The sequence below is a fragment of the Porphyromonas sp. COT-290 OH860 genome, from assembly GCF_000768935.1.
GTDB lineage: Bacteria > Bacteroidota > Bacteroidia > Bacteroidales > Porphyromonadaceae > Porphyromonas.
The window spans coordinates 73762-89400 of record NZ_JRAR01000053.1; the positions used below are offsets into that span (position 1 = coordinate 73762).

Annotated in this window: 14 protein-coding genes; 3 read left to right on the plus strand and 11 right to left on the minus strand. The window is 52.1% G+C overall.

Features of this window, described 5'->3' with window-relative positions:
• Positions 1-14 precede the first annotated feature (14 nt).
• Complete coding sequence (gene lpxK / locus HQ41_RS05600) at positions 15-1121, plus strand: tetraacyldisaccharide 4'-kinase (protein ID WP_044189052.1); 1107 nt, start codon at positions 15-17, stop codon at positions 1119-1121.
• Between the two features lie 80 nt (positions 1122-1201).
• On the opposite strand, the gene megL is transcribed toward lpxK, so the two are convergent.
• The 6 genes from megL to HQ41_RS05635 form a co-directional block, all read right to left on the minus strand.
• The gene (gene megL / locus HQ41_RS05605) at positions 1202-2401 is read right to left on the minus strand and encodes a methionine gamma-lyase (protein ID WP_044189054.1); all 1200 of its coding nucleotides are present in this window, start codon (positions 2399-2401) and stop codon (positions 1202-1204) included.
• Positions 2402-2513: 112 nt separating this feature from the next.
• Positions 2514-4790, minus strand: a complete 2277-nt coding sequence (locus HQ41_RS05610) for an outer membrane beta-barrel family protein (protein WP_081964772.1) — start codon at positions 4788-4790, stop codon at positions 2514-2516.
• Positions 4791-5103: 313 nt separating this feature from the next.
• Positions 5104-5754, minus strand: coding sequence for a MarR family winged helix-turn-helix transcriptional regulator (locus HQ41_RS05620; protein WP_044189058.1), 651 nt, complete (start codon positions 5752-5754; stop codon positions 5104-5106).
• A 41-nt stretch (positions 5755-5795) separates the two neighbouring features.
• The gene (locus tag HQ41_RS05625) at positions 5796-7040 is read right to left on the minus strand and encodes a Cof-type HAD-IIB family hydrolase (RefSeq protein ID WP_044189059.1); all 1245 of its coding nucleotides are present in this window, start codon (positions 7038-7040) and stop codon (positions 5796-5798) included.
• The gene (locus tag HQ41_RS05630) at positions 7037-7447 is read right to left on the minus strand and encodes a C-GCAxxG-C-C family protein (RefSeq protein ID WP_081964773.1); all 411 of its coding nucleotides are present in this window, start codon (positions 7445-7447) and stop codon (positions 7037-7039) included. Before HQ41_RS05630 ends, HQ41_RS05625 begins: the two co-directional genes overlap by 4 nt.
• Before the next feature lie 9 nt (positions 7448-7456).
• On the minus strand, positions 7457-7966 hold the full coding sequence (locus tag HQ41_RS05635) for an isochorismatase family protein (protein WP_044189061.1): 510 nt from the start codon (positions 7964-7966) through the stop codon (positions 7457-7459).
• Positions 7967-8713: 747 nt separating this feature from the next.
• On the opposite strand from HQ41_RS05635, the gene trxA reads away from it, so the two are divergent.
• Positions 8714-9076, plus strand: coding sequence for a thioredoxin (gene trxA / locus HQ41_RS05640; protein WP_052405306.1), 363 nt, complete (start codon positions 8714-8716; stop codon positions 9074-9076).
• 80 nt (positions 9077-9156) lie between these two features.
• Here trxA and HQ41_RS05645 read toward each other — a convergent pair whose 3' ends face one another.
• The 5 genes from HQ41_RS05645 to HQ41_RS05665 form a co-directional block, all read right to left on the minus strand.
• A complete protein-coding gene (locus tag HQ41_RS05645; RefSeq protein ID WP_044189064.1) occupies positions 9157-10146 on the minus strand; it encodes a YeiH family protein in 990 nt (329 codons plus the stop codon).
• A gap of 12 nt (positions 10147-10158) precedes the next feature.
• A complete protein-coding gene (locus HQ41_RS05650) occupies positions 10159-12183 on the minus strand; it encodes a family 20 glycosylhydrolase (protein ID WP_044189065.1) in 2025 nt (674 codons plus the stop codon).
• A gap of 23 nt (positions 12184-12206) precedes the next feature.
• The gene (locus HQ41_RS05655; RefSeq protein ID WP_044189066.1) at positions 12207-12917 is read right to left on the minus strand and encodes a precorrin-2 C(20)-methyltransferase; all 711 of its coding nucleotides are present in this window, start codon (positions 12915-12917) and stop codon (positions 12207-12209) included.
• Positions 12918-12989: 72 nt separating this feature from the next.
• Positions 12990-13478, minus strand: coding sequence for a regulatory protein RecX (locus HQ41_RS05660; protein ID WP_044189067.1), 489 nt, complete (start codon positions 13476-13478; stop codon positions 12990-12992).
• The gene (locus HQ41_RS05665) at positions 13454-14347 is read right to left on the minus strand and encodes a HemK/PrmC family methyltransferase (protein ID WP_044189068.1); all 894 of its coding nucleotides are present in this window, start codon (positions 14345-14347) and stop codon (positions 13454-13456) included. Before HQ41_RS05665 ends, HQ41_RS05660 begins: the two co-directional genes overlap by 25 nt.
• 25 nt (positions 14348-14372) lie before the next feature.
• Between HQ41_RS05665 and ribD the strand changes: the two genes are divergently transcribed.
• On the plus strand, positions 14373-15377 hold the full coding sequence (gene ribD, locus HQ41_RS05670; protein WP_044189069.1) for a bifunctional diaminohydroxyphosphoribosylaminopyrimidine deaminase/5-amino-6-(5-phosphoribosylamino)uracil reductase RibD: 1005 nt from the start codon (positions 14373-14375) through the stop codon (positions 15375-15377).
• Positions 15378-15639 lie beyond the last annotated feature (262 nt).

A 15639-nucleotide genomic window follows, 5' to 3' on the forward strand; every position in this document is an offset into this window, starting at 1 on the left:
ATAGCGAGTAGAATATGTCCACGATCACCAAGTACCGTCCATTGCTGCGTCCCCTTGCTTGGCTATACGGCAGGGGCGTGGCTCTGCGCAATTTTTGTTTCGATCGTGGATTATTGCCTAGCGAAGCCTTCCCTATCCCCGTTATCTGCGTCGGCAATATCGCCATAGGAGGTACGGGTAAGACACCTCATGTGGAGTATATTCTCCAGCATCTGCATCAGCAGTATCGCGTCGCAGTACTTAGTCGCGGCTACAAGCGCAAGAGCAAAGGTCTGGTCGTGGCTACCGAGGTATCTAGCCCTCTAGAGATCGGTGATGAGCCTAGGCAGATCAAGCTCAAATATCCGCAGGTGCAGGTTGTCGTGGATGGTAATAGACGGCGAGCGATGCGCTACTTGATGTCGCTGCCAGCAGATCAGCGCCCCGAGGTGGTGGTCATGGACGATGGCTATCAGCACCGCTACCTCAAGCCTTCCTACTCGATACTGCTTGTAGATGCTAGACGACCAGTGTGGGACGATCGGCTACTACCAGAGGGCAATCTGCGAGAGTCTATCTCTGCACTCTACAGAGCTGACTGCATCATCGTGACCAAGTGCCCAGAGGATATGAGCCCCATACAGCAGCGCATCATCGAGCGCAATCTGGCTCTCTTCCCTCATCAACAGATTTACTTCTCTCGTATGGCCTATCAGGCGTTGCAGCCGTTGGTGCCGCCCCTAGATGCCTCGGCAGAGGCTGCACCTCCCGGTCGGGTGGATAGGGTCGTGGCTCTGGCTGGTATCGCCAATCCCGATCCTTTTGTCCAGAGGTTAGAGGCACGTTTTAGGCTAGTGGATAAGCTCATCTACCCCGATCATCACCACTTCGAGCAAGACGATATCAGAGAGCTAAACCAACGGTACAGCGAGTTGCTAGCAGAGGATAATACCTCTCTCTATGTCATTTGCACGGAGAAAGATGCCGTTCGGCTCATAGAGTACCAAGCTCATCTAAGCCCCGAGTTGCTTAGCCGTATCTATTACCTCCCGATCCACGTGGAGGTTTTGCACAATGAGGAGGAGCTCAAGCGATCTATCTGGCTAGCTGCAAGGGCCAAGCCCGCTTCGCTGCAGATCTAGAGCAGGCCAACCCCCCCAAACATAAAATCCCCTAGAGCCCGTGAGCTCTAGGGGATTTTTGTGCATTGGCTCGGGTTGTACTATATCGAGGCTAGAGCTTGCTCTAGGTCGGCAATAATGTCTTCGGCGTCCTCAATACCTACTGATAGGCGTACGAGCCCCTCCGATATATCGCTGGCAGCTCGCTCTTCGGGAGTGTAGGGCGAGTGTGTCATGGAAGCGGGGTGCTCAATGAGCGTCTCGGTATCTCCGAGGCTAACGGCAAGGCTGCATAGATGTACAGAGTTCATCAGTTTGCGCCCAGCCTCGAGGCCACCTGCTACCTCGAAGGCAATCATCGAGCCGGGTAGGCGCATATATTTCTTGGCAAGCTCTCTCTGAGGGAAACTCTCTAGGCCGGGATAGGCTACGTTCGTTACCTTGGGGTGACGCTCTAGGAACTCCGCCACCTGCTGAGCATTCTCGCAGTGTCGCTCCATGCGCACGTGTAGGGTTTTGAGCCCTCTGTTGATTAGAAATGCCTCGAATGGGCCGAGTGATGCCCCCGTAAGATCCTTGATGCCAACTAGACGAACTTGGTCGATGTACTCTTGGCTGCCGACTACGAAACCTGCGATGACGTCACCATGCCCGTTGAGAAACTTCGTTGCCGAGTGTACCACGATATCCGCTCCATGGCTTAGCGGGCGGCAGATGTAGGGTGTACAGTAGGTATTGTCTACCATGACGCGCACACCCTCTTGGGCGTGGGCAATCTTGGCGATAGCCTCTATGTCGGCCAGATACATATTGGGATTGGCAGGGGTTTCCACATAAACCAGTTTGGTATTTGGGCGCATCGCACGGCGCACCTCCTCGGGGTCACGCATGTCGACGAAGCTAACCTCTACGCCATAGCGCTTGAGCCCATGCTCAAGGAAGGCATACGTGCAGCCATAGAGGGTCTTGCCTGCTACGATGTGGTCGCCTGCCTGCACACATACCCAGATCGCTGAGGTAATAGCCCCCATGCCAGAGGCCGCACTTACGCAGGCCTCACCGCCCTCTAGGGAGGCAACTTTCTCTTCGACCGTAGTGCAGGTTGGGTTACCTAGACGGCTATAAATATAGCCGCCCTCCTCCAGCGCAAAGCGGCGACCTCCCTGCTCGGCGTTGTCGAATATAAATGTTGAGGTTTGGTAGATTGGTGATGCAAGCGTGCCGTACATGTTTTTCTCCGCACCTACGTGTATGGAGCGTGTTGCAAAGCCAGCTTTCTTAATCTCTTCGGGTGTCAGCATAATGTGTATTTATTAGAGTTAGACAATTACTTGCTTCATTCTTTTAGCAAATATAGATGTTTATCCCTATTTGTCGATCATTATACTAGACATCAAGAGTAAACTAACCTTTTTATCCGCCAAAGCGAGAGGTGTCGACCTGCTTGTGCTTGCGCTGCTTGTATTGGCCGAAGCGGTAGGACAGAGAGAGCATAACGCTGCGTAGGTGCTTATCTACATGCATAACTAGGCGATTGCCCCCAAGCTCAGCGGTCGGGCGTGGAGCTCCACGCTCCAATAGGTCATTGCCCTTGAGGCTAAGTGTTAGGCGGTCGTCTAGGAGTACACATTGTAGACCTGCATTCACGACCCAGAGAGAGGAGAGGTCGTAGTTGGTTTGGATCGAGGGGCTAACGTAGTAGCTCGAGAGGTCTAGCGAGAGCTTAGGCCGTTTTAGGAGCATGATACTATTGTCTAGGTATAGATAGGCGTTGAGCCTCTGTCGGTCTAACTGGTGCCCGTGGAAGTCATTCGTCTTTAGACGTGTTTGCATCACGCCAAGCGTAATCCTTGAGTCGAGTATCTGGCCTAGCTTGATAGGAGCAACGAGATTAGCCCCCATACGCAGAGCATAGTCCCAGTTGAGTGTCTTGTAGATGAGGATTAGCTGCTCGGTAGACTGGTAGGCCGATTGCTGGAAGTAGCTGGGCTGATAGGTCCAGAAGAGCTGTACGGCATAGTCTTGTTTGTAGAGGTAGTTGAGCGAGGCTCTGTGTCTACGCATCGGTGTGAGTAGAGGATTGCCGTGAATTTGGCTATACACATCTAGGTAAGAGATGCTGTGCTGCATCTGCTTGTAAGGCGGGTAATCCTTGTCTGAGCTAAGAGAGAACTGTACGATATGGGTTGGCGTCTTCATATAGTTGAGCGACAGGCTGGGGTAGACGTGCCATCTGCTACGATTGCCTTGACGGTAGTACTCTGCCGTCACCGACCCCGCAATCCAAGTGTTGCCGATTTTGTACGATAGGCCTGCGTACACCTCGTATATCTGCTCACGGGTTAGAGCTGATAGGTCGGGGAGGGAAACGAGCGCTCCTTTGAGGGTATGAGAGGTTTGGCTGTCTTGGCTACGGCTGAGCTGGGCAATGCCACCGTAGGTTACACGCAACTTGTTTAGAGGAGTCAAGCTCCCGTTGAGATACGCCTTAGCTTGATGGGCATACTGGGAGGCATCAATCTGAAAATCACTTAGTCCCGATGTTGTGGCTATGCTCATCATCTGCGCACTGCGATAGCGGTAGTGCAGATAGTCCACACCAATCTCTAGCCCCTTGCCCCAAGTATAGCTAGCCGAGAGGTTATGCATATAGGTAGATGAGGTTTTGTTGTTGAAGTCTTGCTTGAATGTGCCGACTGATGTCGCTTGGCTTGCCTTATCTGGTGCTAGATCTGTCGTGTAGGCAGCACTGAATTGGTGATCTTTGCTAGGCGTATAGTCGGCTCCTAGGCGCAAGAGATGCTCCTGCCCCGATGTACTGATGGTTTGCTCTTGGTTCAGCTCGTAGCGCTTCCCCCCGACTTGATGCCAGCCCTCCAGACCTATTGGAGAAACGGAGCGGGATACCCGAGGAGTGTATAGAGCATCTAGGGTCAGCGTGGGGGAGTCGTACACCAAACTACCTCGTCCCGAGAAACTAGAGGCATATTGCTCCATGTAGCTGGTTTGTACCTCGCCTCGCCAGTGTGCTTCCTCTCCTCGAAGTAGCACTACATTGATTACTGCACCTCGGGTCTGGTATTTGGGTTCTGGGTTGTACATCACCTCTAGGCTTGTCACTCGGCTGGCGGGCATTGAGGTCAGCAGGGCTCTAAGCTGACCTGTGGACATGGTGCTGGGGCGACCGTTTAGGACGATTGTTACCTCCGAAGCTCCAACCAATGATAGAGAGCCGTTGCTCTCTAGGACTGAGGGCAAGCGCTTGATGAGATCGAAAGCAGAGTTGGCGATGCGTCCTTTGAGAAGTGTGGGCGCATCGTAGACGAACTTACCTTGCTCAAGTCGAACCAGAGGCCTGCGCCCTACGATGGATACCTCTCCCAGAGTACTGGTCTGTGCGGCTATGTGTATATCGCCAACCTCGGGAGAATGATATGTAGAGCTATGGGTTTGGTAGCCGAGATGCTGAATGAGTAGGCGAAAAATCGGAGGATAATTGGTGAAGCTAAACGAACCATCAGATGCCGTTATTGCTCCCGATAGATAAATCGAGTCACTACTCTGCAAGACGACAGTGGCCCCCTCTAGAGGCTTATCTCCCTCGCCCAATACTCGCCCTCTGATGCCTTGTGCCAAAGCACTAGCTACACTAAGTAGGCTCATGATGACCACGAAAAAACTTACTCTCATAGCGATAATAGATATTGTCTGTACTGATGATTACTTAATCGTTAGTGTCGTAATAACCAAACTGCTTAAGCAGCCTTGGATATTTGCTCTGTACGGACTGGGTCGTAGGGCAGAGGTTACATATATTTTGTCGTACCTTTTAGTTTTATTCTTGAGGCCTTCTAGAGCTGATTACTTACCTTGTACTTTGCTTATTCTGAGGTTTCTAAGAGCGAAAGGGGCTGAGCCAAAAGTGAATTTTGACACAGCCCCGTAGTTGATGTAATTGTGCTCTGCAAGCTATCCGTAGCTTTCGCCATGTTGGCCATTAGCTCTACTCCTCTGTTTGGCAGGTGGGCATCAGCCCCTCTAGACCGAGCTCAGATAGGCGGCCTATGTGTTGGCTTTGTTCCTGCGTTAGATGCTCTAGCAGGAAGAGTAAGTTCTTCCTTTGGTGCTGGCTCAGTGGCGAGGAGAGTAGCTTGGCTGCCATATGTAGTTTGGGGAAGACCTTAAATAGTTCCCCCTTGCCCTTGGGTGTGATGAAGACTCTGATGCTTCTGCGGTCATTCTCGCTAGGGAACTCCTCGATGAGGCCGTCCCGCTTGAGCCGTCGCATCACCTCTCCACCCGAGGTCTTCTCCATGCCGTTTCTGCTGTTTAGTTCGCTTTTGGTTAGTCCGTTGTCATTGAGTAGACACACGAGGTAGGTGTACTCCTCCTCGGTTTGTAGGTATTCACTCTCCGCTAGAGCTTTTTTGATATAAGCCTTGGAGTAGCGGTGCAGTAGGCTCAGATGCCTCGCAATCCCTACATCTGCGGGGGCTGCATCGGCTCTAGGGTCTGATGTGTCTTTATGTATGGGTAGCATACTCTCGACAAAAGTCAAGAAGCTACGCATACCCATCTGCTCGGCATCTGGTACTAAGCTCTCAAATAGGTCGAGGTACTCGACCAGCTCTAGAAGTAATCGCTTACTTTTCATCCTTCCCCTCCTAACACCTGATGATTACGAACTGCCAATAGTTACCTTCTCTTGAGAATGCTGTTGAGCACTCGAGCCGTATGTACAAGCTTACCCGACTTCTGTGAATAGATCTCTACGCTCCAAACATGGGTGCTACGCCCCCTATGCATGATGCGTGCCTCCGCCCTCATCGTATCTCCTGTCATGGCAGATGCTACATGGTTGCCACTAACTTGCGCGCCTACTTGCATCTCCCCCTCCTCCAGTAGGGCCAGCGAGCCGTAGCCCGCCATAGTTTCGGCGAAAGCGAGGTTCGCCCCACCATGTATGATGCCCATAGGCTGGGCGGTGCGATTGTCTACTGGCATCGTCCCTACGATATAGCCCTTGGCAACCTCTACGCAACGGATCCCCAGTGCCTCCATAAGTGTCCCGGGGATTAGTGAGTTGAACTCCTCTACCGTGTAGGGCGATTCGTCGTGGTGGTTGAAGAGGTACTTGGCTAGTAGGTGTGCCACACCGTCTTCGTCATTACTCTTGGTCACGTAGTCGGCACAGGCTTTGATGGCTTCACGGGCGTTGGCCATAGCAACGCCTAGACCAGCGTATTGGATCATCTCCAGATCATTGAAGCTATCCCCCACGGCAATTAGTTCGCTGCGGTCGTAGTCTAGTCGCTCAAGCAGTCGGCTTAGAGAGGCTGCCTTGTGCACTCCTTCTGGTACCACCTCCAAGAAACTCGGGTGGGAACGAAAGGCATTGACACGACCAGCGAAGCGCTCCTTGACGATAGGCTCCAGAGCTTCTATGCGATCGGGGGGGCCAACGATCAGGCACTTGGGCAGGGCTTGTGGTACGTCTGTGGAGAAGTTGGCTACCTGTTTAGGGCTCATTCCAGTGATCTCGACTTCCTTGAGTAGGTAGGGGTCTCCAATGTTTTCGGATAGGATATGTTCTGCATCGTACGTCAGGATTGTTAGGCCGTACTCTTTACTCAGACCGTATAGCTCTGTAGCTATGCCCTCGGGCAATAGGTACGAAGCAATGGGATTTTTAGCTCTGCAGTTGTAGACTTCTCCTCCGTTGAAAGGCATTAGATAGCCACTGTATCGGTCTAGTTGTAGCTCACGAGCAATCTCTCTTAGCCCTGCCGTAGGGCGACCAGAGGCAATGATTAGACGTATCCCATATTCTTCTTGAGCTTTGATTAGGGCATCACGCACTGGGGCCGTGAGCACCCTCTCGGAATTGACCAATGTGCCGTCTACATCAAGGGCCATTAGCTTATACTTCGTTGTCTTCATCTGTTTTCTTCGTTTAGTGTAGCTTGGGTCGCTAGGAGGATCTCTTGTGCCATATCTACTAGGGCGCTGCAGGGGCGGTTGTATTTACCTTTGAGTTCGGCACAGGTTAGTCCGCCTGCTCTCTGGCGGAAGGTTTCGATCAGCTGAGCCGAGTGCTCGGCATTTATCAGGCTGCTTGCTGCATAGATTGCCCCGCACATTCCGCCCTCGGCTCTTCCACCGCCTTTGCTTCGGTAGATAAGTTCGATGTCATCGTCGGTCAATCCCGTCAGCTCTTGCTGAGATTTGTGGACGGACTGAGCACAGTTCCAGTTGTTGGACGCATTATGGAAGAAGGTTGAGGCCATAGGTCCTCTAAGGCGTGTCGCAGACTTTGGTTTGTCTTGAGGTAGCTCTTGTGTACCCATTATCTATTACTACTCTGGTTTATTGATGTAAGCGATCCCTTCGTTTAGGAGCTCGATACGTTCACTTGGGATATCTCGGAGCAAGTCACTATGCGTTGCGGCCACGCAGTAGTCCCCAGCCAAGCCCGCGAGGTAGATTTTGTCTGCCTCGAGTAGCACACGAGGTGTCTGTTCTGCGAATGCGCTGTACGCATCTTTTTCGCTTGTAGTTGCCTTCTCTACGTAGAGCAATGTCTTGCCCGAGAGAGCAGCACGTACGGTCTGCTCGTGAATGGCTGGGTAGATAGCAGCTCCCTCGGTGTAGCGCACGCAGTGTGGAGGCCACATGCCTCCCTGAGCGACGAAGCTACAGTGGTCGTATGGGTGCTGATCCATCGTCACTACTACGGTGTCATAGCAATTGGGATGCTCTTCCATCCAAAGCGCCAAGCGCTCCATCGCCTCGGCGGCCTCCGGCACAGGTAGTGTACCCGTGATGAAATCTATCTGAGGATCTACAATGAGAAGAACGTGCTTCATAGAAAAATAGTATGAATGATGATAAGAAATGATTTAGTTCGTTAGTAGCATGAAAAGGCCATACAAGGTAAGGGGAATGAAGAATATGATACAAAGCAAAACGAGGCACCCACAGCCTCTGCGTGTGGACTCCCCGAAGCTATCTCCCCCTAGTAGGGCTCCTAGTAGGGCGGCGAAAAGCAAGAATATGACAAGCTCAAACATAACTTATTATGTAGTGAATATAGAATTACTCCAGCGCACCTACCCATCTCGACAGATTGGAGGCAGAGGCTGGACCAGTAGCGAGCCAAACGCAACAGCTACAATACTATATATATCATAAGTCTATTAACTATTATATTGTTTAGCAGGAGTTCGATATAGTATAGTTATCGGGGCTGGCGTCGGGCTAGGTAGATTGATTAGCAAGCCAATAGGACAGTTTGGGGAGCCCACCGAGCTTTGCCCCGGCTATTTTCAACGTCAAATATAGCTCTTATTCGCCCCCAAAAGACCTAATACAGAATATTTCCTGATTGTGATCGGCCTAGATTAGGAAGAAGGGTATCACGACAGAACCATTCTTCTACAATTTCAAGACTCCTAAATAAGGACTCTACACCTATGAGTATATCAATAATCTGACAAGACGGCTACACCTAGTGAAGAGAATCGTAGCCGTCTTACCGTCTGTGGCATGGGGAGCGAACAATTTAGGTGAGGCCTTGTTTTACACCCAGACAACAACTAAAATTATTTACAAACATGGCAGTAAATCATATTTCCAAAGCTGAGTTCGTTCAACTCGTTCACGATGTAGACACCAATCCTGCTGGTTGGCAGGCTAAGCACAGCCTCCCAGTATTGATCGACTTCTATGCTACTTGGTGTGGTCCTTGCCAAGCTCTAGCGCCACTGCTTGAGGAAGTGGCACAGGAGTACGAGGGACGTATCCAGATCTATAAGGTTGATGTAGACCAAGAGCCCGAACTAACATCGCTCTACAACATTCGTACAGTTCCTACGCTCCTATTTGCACAGCCCAACAGCGACAAGCCTAAGCTGATGCTTGGGGTAATGGGTAAGACCGAGCTTAAAGAAAAGATCGAAACCCTACTGCTAGGCTAATCTTTGGAGAGCCCATACAACAAGAACCGCCTGCATTCTCGACAGAGGGAATGCAGGCGGTTCTTGTTTATCTCAATAGCTTAGGCAAAAAAGAAGACGCCGAGCAAGGAGCTAATGCTAATAATTACCCAGAGTACGATAGCTAAGACAAAAGGCTTAGCTCCAATACCCCGTAGAGAAGACCAAGAGAGCGATGCACCGATGAAAAACATAGCGAGCATCATACCACGACGAGCAAGCGAACTAATCCATCGGCTTAGCTCTGGGCTTACCTCTTGTAGGAAATATGTATTGACAATCATCGCCAGTACGAAGTAGGCGATAAACCACGGAATACGTACTCGGCTACCGCCTCGGCTAAAGATAAGCGACGAAACGAAGGCCAGAGGGATAATCCACAGAGCTCTAGTTAGCTTAATCATAGTCGCAGTTTGCAGAGCTTCGTCGCCATAGGCTGCGCCAGCTCCTACTACGGAGCTAGTGTCGTGAATGGCAATCGCTGCCCACGTGCCGAAGCTATTCTGGCTAAGCTCTAGGTAGCGCCCAATAGGTGGGAAGATAAATAGGGCAATAGCATTGAGCACAAATACCGCCCCGAGTGCTACGGACATATCCCGCTCATCGGCATCAATCGTCGGCCCGACTGCGGCAATAGCACTCCCACCACAGATGGCTGTCCCCGAACCTATGAGGTAAGAGATCTTGCGCTCCAACCCAAGAAGCCGCCCGAGTAGGACGCCTAGAGCGAGTGTACCGAAGACGCTAACGATCGTCACACTCATTCCTCCCGCACCAGAAGACAAAGACTCTTGTAGATTCATGCCGAAGCCAAGCCCGACAACCGACCATTGGAGCAGTTGTTTGGAGGCACGAGAGTTGAATTTGGCGTATGGTGTACCGAAAATCGCAGCACAGAGTAGCCCGAGGAATAGGGCTACTGGCGGAGTGAGCCAAGCAAAGTAGGATTGCAGACTAGGGATACAGCCCAGTGATAGGCAGAGTACAACCAGAATACATAGGGCGACGTATCCTCTCTCGGCTCGGCTTTGTGGGATTAATGGGGTATTCATGCGATAGATCTACTATTTATGGAGTAGATAGTTGTAAACTTTTAGGTTAGTAATGTTACTATTAAACTCTCCAGCTCTACGCAAAGGGAAAACCAGTGTTCGGTGGTAGTGCATCTTCTTACCCGTGCGATAGACTGTTGGGGAGAATGAATCTGGGGCTTGGTAGAGCGTGTTGAGGCGTTCCTCCTCTTGCTGTGGCACATACACAGTCTGGATATCCAATCTCTGGCGTAGCTTACCATTGATGTAGAGCGCCGTTCCCTTGTTTGTCCCTTGGATCGCAATCTGCACCTTACCAGTCTTGGGCAGTGTATAGTCGAACGTATCGAGGTAGCCATCTCTTAGGAAGCCTAGTTGCCCATTTTGGGGTGAAGTGAGATAGAAGACCGCATGCGCCGAGCGGAATAGCTCTGTACCGATTAGCTCATCAGCTAGCTCCATATCCCAGCTGACGGTATAGTTGTAGCCTATCTCTTCGTATGGTAGTTCGCTCCGAGGGTTAAGGCTAGCTTGGCTGTACACCTCGGCGGGCTCTGCTGCTAGGCGTGCCAATTCGTTTACTCCGGGGGCTTCACTCAGCAAAGGCCGCTGTCGCTCGTAGTCGGCATAGGGAATGGTCGTGCTATGAGCCGTCCAAGTCTTCAGAGCGATCATTTGCAGGGCGGGCATCAAGCGATGATGAATATCCTTGACCGTTATACCATTGCCGTAGTGGTCATTCCAAACGGCAAACATACCACCTAGGAGCGATGAGTCTTGCTCCTCAAACCTCTGATTGCCAATCTGCGCTGGTGTCCAAAATTTGTGTAGACGCTCGGTGTCGAGGTAGTCGTAGTAATAGCCTGCACCGGGGACAATGTAGGTCCAGCCGTCAGGGATACTCACAATCTGATAGCCCTGTTTCTTCATTTCCGTAGGATCTGCATAGCCGTTGTACCAGCACATCATCACCACATCTTGGTTTGCCACGGGCGTTTTGCCGTATGCGTGGGTAAGAGCTCCCCATAGGCAAGCCTGCTTACCGAAGCTCTGAACGTACTTGATGTATCGATCGGTGAAGTAGCGAAACCTCTCTCGCACCTCCTCTTTGGCATTGCTATACTCGTCTGTGCCGATATTCACTCGGCGACCACGAAAGACGGGTTTATCGTCTGATAGATATTCGTGGAATAAGGCATCGATAAACTCATAGGTCTTGGGGTTGAAGAGGTCTAGATGATCCATACCGTACTCCTTGCTCCCGATCTCCGGTATGATACGGCTAAAAGCCAGTGAGTGTGCCGGCACATCAATCTCGGGGATAATCTCTACAAACTGACGCATGGCACGCTCCTGAAAGTCAATGAACTCCTGCTTGCTGTACGATGCTCCTTTGATGGCCAAGTTGGGGAATACCTCGCTCTCTAGGCGGAAGGCCGATGAGGTCTGTGCCCAATCGCCACCGAAGTAGTCCTTGAAGCCATTGTCATTGAGGTGAACTTGTAGGGTATTCATCTTGTAGTAAGCCATCACCTTGACCAAACGATGCAGGTAGTCCATGGGGATATATTTACGGGCTACGTCTAGCAGTAGACCACGCATGGCATAGCGAGGAGTGTCGGTCGTCTGTCCTTGAGGCAAGGCTTGTCGCTCGTGCTGCTCCGAGAGTTGCAGCACAGTACGTGTCCCCCAAAATAGCCCTTGAGCGGTGGCTGCCGTGAGTCGAGTAACCTCGGTGATAGACAAGTGATAGCCTTCTAGTCCCAGAGCGTGATCTGGCTTGAGAGATAGGACGAAGTCCCCAGCTCTGGCTGAGCCACGGACGATGCGTAGCTGACGGCCAAACATCTGTCTGTAATCATTGGCCAGCTCCTCGGCCACCGCCCTAAGCTCCTTGGACGAGCTAGAGAGAACGATGCGTCCAGAAGGGCTGAACTCTCCCTCTGCTCCCTGCCACTCAGTTAGCTCAGGGATAACGAACGGCTTGGGGTTGCGTTGGGCTAATACGCTCCAGCCGAGGCTAAGGAAGAGTATTAATAGTCGAATAGTGTGTGTCATAAAATCGGATTGTCGGAGTAACCCTATCTCGTTTTGCTGATGATGATTGAGAAGTAGGGGAACTTGCGTGTGCAAATCTCCTCTAGGTCGGTCGAGTAGTACTCGCGCTCCTGCCCTACAAACTCTAGGTAATGCCACTTACGCTCGGGGTAGGCTCTTACTGCTCTCTGTATCTCGTCTTGGCAGAGTGAGCCTTTCATCACGACAATGGTGTGCTGGCTGCTCCATGCTTCTGTCCACTCGGCTTCGGTAGCCTCCCCGGGTATTACCCGTAGTTGCTCCTCCAGCTGTACGAGCTGACCTCCGATGAGGGCATTGCAGGCGATAAAGGCTGGGACTCCTGCCAGTTGCTTGATGGAGAGTCCAGCCTCTAGCAGATGATCACCGATGTAGGCAGATGAAGAGTAAAAACCACTATCTCCCTCGGCCACCACGGCGATGCACTCATCGCAGCCCATCTGGCGTAGGCTGATGATCTCGTCGGCTACCCGACGGTATGCTCTCTCGGCTCCCTCTCTCTGCTTGCTCATCGGCAGGTCGTAGCTGATAAGTTGCTCGGCTCGAATGCCGAGGCTGAGCATGATCTCTGTGGCTTTGGACGAGCGCTTGCCTGTGGGTGCAATAGCTACTGGTGTATAGATACGGCTACAACGCTCAAGGAGTCTAAAGGCTTGTAGGGTCATTAGCTCGGGCTCGCCCGGGCCTAGGGAAACGAAGTATATAGGTTCTGTCATAAGTCTAGTATGTTTAGTCTGAATGAAGTCCAACAAAGGTAATGAGAGCAGACAATATGCCTAGTGTTAGATCTATGAGGTAGCCGTCAGCGCCGAGGCAACACTCGACACGGCCTCGTAGTCGTAGCCACGATAGAGGCCGTAACGCATCAGACGCTCGTAGACCTTGTGCCGATCGAGCCCCGAGGGTAGGCTCTTATATTTCTTTTCCAGCAGTTTCTGCAGCTGCTCTCGTGGGTCAAGCTCCTCCTCCAGTCGCCGTAGAGCGGCTGCGATGTCTGCCGACTTGAGGTGGCGACCTCTGAGTTCCTGCTCGATGCGTCTAGCTCCCCAGCCAGAGAAGCGATGTTTGTCACGAGCGAAAGCCTCGGCATACCGCCCCTCATCGACGAAGCCCTCCGTTTGTAGGTAGTTGAGTATGTCGGCATAGTCCTCGGGCGAAGCCTCCCATTGCTCAAGCTTGCGCCTTACCTCCCAGAGGCACCGCTCTGCCCCCACGCAGTAGCGTGCTGCCTTGCCGAGGGCTTGCTCTCGTGTCAAAGGGGCTTTGTCTTGACGCATAGAAATCTCTTTTTACCGCTAAGATCATTGACCAGCTCTATATGCTCAAGTCTAGGGCCGAGTATTGTTGAGATGCTATCGAGAGTCTGCTCCGCATAGACTGGGTTAAGCTCCATATAGAGGTGCCCCCCCGAGGCTAGCCAACCGCTCGAGGCTAGGCAAGCGATCTCCTCGTAGTATATAATAGGATTGTGCTCTGGGGCGAATAGAGCCGTTGAGGGCTCGTAGCCAAGTATCTGTGAAGTCATCTCCTTGGCCTCCTCTGGGTGGATATACGGCGGATTGCTTACTATGAGATCGTAGGGTTGCTCGGGGCTATTACCAAGACAGCCGAACAAATCTCTGTGTATGAGGTTAAGCTCAGCCCCGCTTGTGCGCTGATAGTCCTCTAGGTTGCGCCGAGCCGTAGGCAACGCCTTACTTGAGTACTCCATACAGTCTGCCACAAGTCTGCTCCCCCAAGCCGAGGCCAAGGCACATGGGATACAGCCACTACCAGTCCCCACATCCAGTAGCCGCCTCCGCTCTTGTCCCTGCTCTCGCTCGACGATAAGCTCCACGAGCTCCTCCGTTTCTGGGCGTGGGATCAGAACGCCCGGCGCTACCTCTATGCGCACACCATAGAAATAGGTATAACCTAGGACATACTGCAAGGGCTCTCCCTCGGCTAGCCGACTGAGCTGCCCCTCTAGTGTCGCTAAGATCTGAGCGGACAAAAGTGTATCTTTGTCTATCATCAAGAGGGACGTATGGGAGATCTGCAAGCACTCCTCAAGTAGGATACGCACGATAGCCTGCGCCTCGCTCGCCTCGTATAGAGATGCTATGCGCTGTGAGGCAGACTGCTGAAACTCTCTGATCGTAGTCATAAACGCAAAAGTAATGAAATAATCAATGGTATCGGACGAAAAACTGTACATGCTCAGAGCCCTAGAGCTGGCTGCTCTAGGCGAGGCTACAGCTCGCCCCAACCCAATGGTCGGGGCGGTGCTTGTGCACGATGGGGAGATCATCGGTGAGGGGTACCACCACGCCTATGGTGAACCTCATGCAGAGGTTATGGCCATACGCAGCGTACGCCAGACCGAGCTACTCTCTAGCTCTACTCTGTATGTGAGCCTAGAGCCCTGCTCCCACTATGGTAAGACACCTCCCTGCGCCTCGCTCATCATTCAGCATCGCATTCCTCGTGTCGTAGTGGCGATGCTGGACCCCTATCCTGCAGTGTCTGGTAGAGGTATCGAGATGCTCCGGCAAGCAGGCATCGAGGTAGAGGTCGGTTTGCTACAAGAGGAGGCCGAGCGGCTCAATGCTCCCTTCGTTTGTCAGTACACACAGGGGCGTCCCTTCATTACCCTCAAGTGGGCAGAGAGCCGCGATGGCTTCATGGATAAGCTGCGTCTGTCGCACACCGAGCCTGCCATGCTCTTCTCTTCGTCCTTTCGTCTGCGGCTTGTACACCGAGAACGCATGATGCACCAAGCCATATTGGTCGGCTACCGAACGGCTCTGCTAGACAACCCTAGCCTCACTAACCGACACTGGCATGGTCGCCACCCCATACGCATCGTGCTCGACCCCCATCTATCTCTGCCTAGCGACCTGCGTATCTTCACAGACGAGCAGGCGCCTACTTGGGTGCTACACGACAGTAGGCTCCCTGCACCCAGCCCAGTAGGCCGAGTGCGCTACATCGGCATCGACCTAGACAGCCCTACCAGCCAAGCTGTAACTCAAGCTCTCTATGCCGAGGGCATACAGTCCATTTTTGTAGAGGGAGGCGCCAAGACGCTTCAGAGCTTCATTGATCAAGGATTGTACGACTGCCTAGAGCGTGAGATCTCCTCACTATCTCTAGGCGAGGGCGTACCTGCTCCACGCTTACCTCTCGAGAAATAGTCTATGGTATGCGCCGTTCTCTAGGGACAGTAGCGTGACCTAATTTGAGGTGCCTAGCCACCTTGCCTCTCTTTCTAGTAGGAGCATCGGACCGAAACGCTATATAGCTATCGGCTGATGCTCCTATCTTTTTGATTAATGAGCGAAGACATGCAGCTCTTATATGCATAAATCCCTTCACGGCCATGGTTTTTATCTTTTTGGTTAAAGTGTGTAAAGTGAATATCGTCAGAACTCGAGAGGAAAGAGGAGGACTATGGAC

What these genes read in the sequence shown, in the direction of transcription:
- HQ41_RS05620 (WP_044189058.1), bottom strand. Translation starts at nt 5,754, where the DNA reads ATGAAAAGTAAGCGATTACTTCTAGAGCTGGTCGAGTACCTCGACCTA.
- HQ41_RS05635 (WP_044189061.1), bottom strand. Translation starts at nt 7,966, where the DNA reads ATGAAGCACGTTCTTCTCATTGTAGATCCTCAGATAGATTTCATCACG.
- HQ41_RS05650 (WP_044189065.1), bottom strand. Translation starts at nt 12,183, where the DNA reads ATGACACACACTATTCGACTATTAATACTCTTCCTTAGCCTCGGCTGG.
- trxA (WP_052405306.1), top strand. Translation starts at nt 8,714, where the DNA reads ATGGCAGTAAATCATATTTCCAAAGCTGAGTTCGTTCAACTCGTTCAC.
- HQ41_RS05665 (WP_044189068.1), bottom strand. Translation starts at nt 14,347, where the DNA reads ATGACTACGATCAGAGAGTTTCAGCAGTCTGCCTCACAGCGCATAGCA.
- HQ41_RS05625 (WP_044189059.1), bottom strand. Translation starts at nt 7,040, where the DNA reads ATGAAGACAACGAAGTATAAGCTAATGGCCCTTGATGTAGACGGCACA.
- HQ41_RS05660 (WP_044189067.1), bottom strand. Translation starts at nt 13,478, where the DNA reads ATGCGTCAAGACAAAGCCCCTTTGACACGAGAGCAAGCCCTCGGCAAG.
- HQ41_RS05610 (WP_081964772.1), bottom strand. Translation starts at nt 4,790, where the DNA reads ATGAGAGTAAGTTTTTTCGTGGTCATCATGAGCCTACTTAGTGTAGCT.
- HQ41_RS05645 (WP_044189064.1), bottom strand. Translation starts at nt 10,146, where the DNA reads ATGAATACCCCATTAATCCCACAAAGCCGAGCCGAGAGAGGATACGTC.
- ribD (WP_044189069.1), top strand. Translation starts at nt 14,373, where the DNA reads ATGGTATCGGACGAAAAACTGTACATGCTCAGAGCCCTAGAGCTGGCT.
- lpxK (WP_044189052.1), top strand. Translation starts at nt 15, where the DNA reads ATGTCCACGATCACCAAGTACCGTCCATTGCTGCGTCCCCTTGCTTGG.
- HQ41_RS05630 (WP_081964773.1), bottom strand. Translation starts at nt 7,447, where the DNA reads ATGGGTACACAAGAGCTACCTCAAGACAAACCAAAGTCTGCGACACGC.
- megL (WP_044189054.1), bottom strand. Translation starts at nt 2,401, where the DNA reads ATGCTGACACCCGAAGAGATTAAGAAAGCTGGCTTTGCAACACGCTCC.
- HQ41_RS05655 (WP_044189066.1), bottom strand. Translation starts at nt 12,917, where the DNA reads ATGACAGAACCTATATACTTCGTTTCCCTAGGCCCGGGCGAGCCCGAG.